The following is a 2,380-nucleotide window of genomic DNA, read 5'->3' as shown; positions in this document are numbered from 1 at the left end:
TGCCGAAGTACGAGCGTCGCGCGGCATTGACGAAGTTGGCCCCGTTCGTGGAGACGGTGAAGCTGGCGTTGCTTGCGGATGCGCATCGCCCGAAGAAGGAACGCAGAACTGCCCGGGCGCTGCTGCAGCAGCTTGCCCAAGCCGGCTATGAGGGCGGCTACACCCAGTTGACGGACTTCATTCGTGAATGGCGAGCGCAGCAAGGCGGCGTCGCGATGGGCAAGGCGTTCGTGCCGCTGGTCTTCGAACTGGGCGAGGCGTTCCAATTCGATTGGAGCGAGGAAGCGCTGGTGATCGGGGGCATCTACCGCAAGCTGCAGGTCGCGCACATGAAGCTGTGCGCGAGCCGCGCGTTCTTCCTTGTGGCGTATCCGAGCCAGGGGCATGAGATGTTGTTCGATGCGCATACCCGGTCCTTCGCGGCGTTGGGCGGGGTGGCGCGCCGGGGGATCTACGACAACATGCGCACTGCGGTGGACAAGGTGCACAAGGGCAAGGGCCGCACCGTCAACGCGCGCTTCTCGGTGATGTGCGCGCACTATCTGTACGACCCCGACTTCTGCAACGTGGCCTCGGGCTGGGAGAAGGGGGTGGTCGAGAAGAACGTGCAGGACAGCCGCCGGCGCATCTGGATAGAGGCGCGAGAGCGGCGCTTCGCCAGCTTCGACGAGCTCAATGCCTGGCTGGGCGAGCGCTGCCGGGCCTTGTGGCAGGAGATCATGCATCCCGAACACAAGCAGTTCAGCATCGCCGAGATGCTCGAGCACGAGCGGCTGCAACTGATGCCGATGCCTGCCGCCTTCGATGGCTATGTCGAGGAGGTGGCGCGGGTCAGCAGCACCTGCCTGGTGTCCGTGGCACGCAACCGTTATTCGGTGCCGTGCGAGCTGGCCGGGCAGATGGTCAGCACGCACCTGTACCCGACGCGGGTGACGGTGGTAGCCGGCGATGCCGTCGTGGCCGAGCACGAGCGGCTGAGCGACAAGGGCAAGACGCGCTACGACTGGCAGCACTACATCCCGCTGGTGCAGAGGAAGCCGGGGGCGCTGCGCAACGGGGCGCCGTTCACCGACTTGCCGCCAGCATTGCAACGGCTTCGCCGCGGCTTGCTGCGAGAGGACGGTGGCGATCGCGTCATGGCCAAGGTGCTGGCCCTGGTGCCGACGGCGGGATTGGAAGCGGTGCTGGTGGCCGTGGAATTGACGCTCGACAGCGCGCCCCCGTCCGGGCGGGTGAGCGTCGAGCACGTCATCAACGTGCTGGGGCGTCTGAACGCTGCGCCCCGGCCGGCCAACGTGGTGACGTCGCTGCAGGTGCTGACGCCGCCGATCGCGGACACCGCCCGCTACGACCGGCTGCGCGACATCCAGGAGGCTGGCCATGACGTGTGATGTGATCGCCGAATTCAAGGCGCTGCGCCTGCACGGCATGGCCGGGACCTGGGCCGATCTGCTGGAGCAGAACAAGGACGAGCTGGAGCGATCGCGCTGGCTGGTCGAGCAGATGCTGCGCGCCGAGACGACCGAGCGCGCCACGCGCTCGGTGAGCCACCAGATGAACGCGGCGAAGTTCCCGGTGCATCGGGACCTGGCGGGCTTCGACTTCGAGGTCTCGCCGGTCGATCGCAAGCTGGTACTGCAATTGGCGGAGATGGCCTTCACCGACGAGGCGCACAACGTTGTCCTGGTCGGCGGGCCAGGCAGCGGAAAAAGTCATCTGGCGACCGCCATCGGTGTGGCGGGCATCACGCAGCACGGCAAGCGCGTGCGCTTCTACTCGACGGTCGATCTGGTGAACGCGCTGGAGCAGGAGAAGGCCCAAGGCAAGGCCGGGCGCATTGCCGCGAGCATGCTCCGGCTGGACGCGGTGGTGCTCGACGAGATGGGATACCTGCCCTTCAGCCAAGCGGGAGGAGCGTTGCTGTTCCACCTGCTCTCCAAGCTTTACGAGCACACGAGCGTGGTGGTGACGACCAATCTGGACTTCGCCGAGTGGTCAAGCGTATTCGTAGATCCGAAGATGACCACTGCGCTGCTGGACCGGCTCACGCACCACTGCCACATCGTGGAGACGGGAAACGACAGCTACCGCATCACTCACGCCACGGCCAACTCGAAGAAGCGCATCCGCGCTCGGGAGCAAGAACGCAAAGAAGCCAAAGCGCCACCAGCGAACATCGCCTGATCGACCGCAGGCAGGGACAAGGCGCTACGGGCTTCGCCCTCCGCGCCCTCTGAGACCGAACATCCGGCATCAACAAGCAAGGCAAGAAAGGGGGAACGAGCTACAGTTATCCACAGTCGGCGTTCACGATGCCGGCCTCCGTCCCCGGGTCAAAGTTCAACCGGCAGGGTGGGTCAGAATTCAACCGGCGCCGACA

At 65.5% G+C, this 2,380-nt stretch carries 2 protein-coding genes; both read left to right on the top strand.

Annotated elements, in window-relative coordinates:
- A partial coding sequence (istA, locus tag WKW79_RS36840) for an IS21 family transposase (protein WP_340340167.1) occupies nucleotides 1-1,391 on the top strand: 1,391 nt, incomplete at its 5' end.
- On the top strand, nucleotides 1,381-2,184 hold the full coding sequence (istB, locus tag WKW79_RS36835) for an IS21-like element helper ATPase IstB (protein WP_340340166.1): 804 nt from the start codon (nucleotides 1,381-1,383) through the stop codon (nucleotides 2,182-2,184). The genes istA and istB, both read left to right, overlap by 11 nt.
- Nucleotides 2,185-2,380: the final 196 nt, after the last annotated feature.

Origin of the sequence: Variovorax robiniae (assembly GCF_037889955.1) — a bacterium.
GTDB classification, from domain to species: Bacteria; Pseudomonadota; Gammaproteobacteria; order Burkholderiales; family Burkholderiaceae_C; genus Variovorax; species Variovorax robiniae.
Note: the sequence above shows the minus strand (reverse complement) of the source record. Positions and strands in the feature narration are given on the sequence as shown.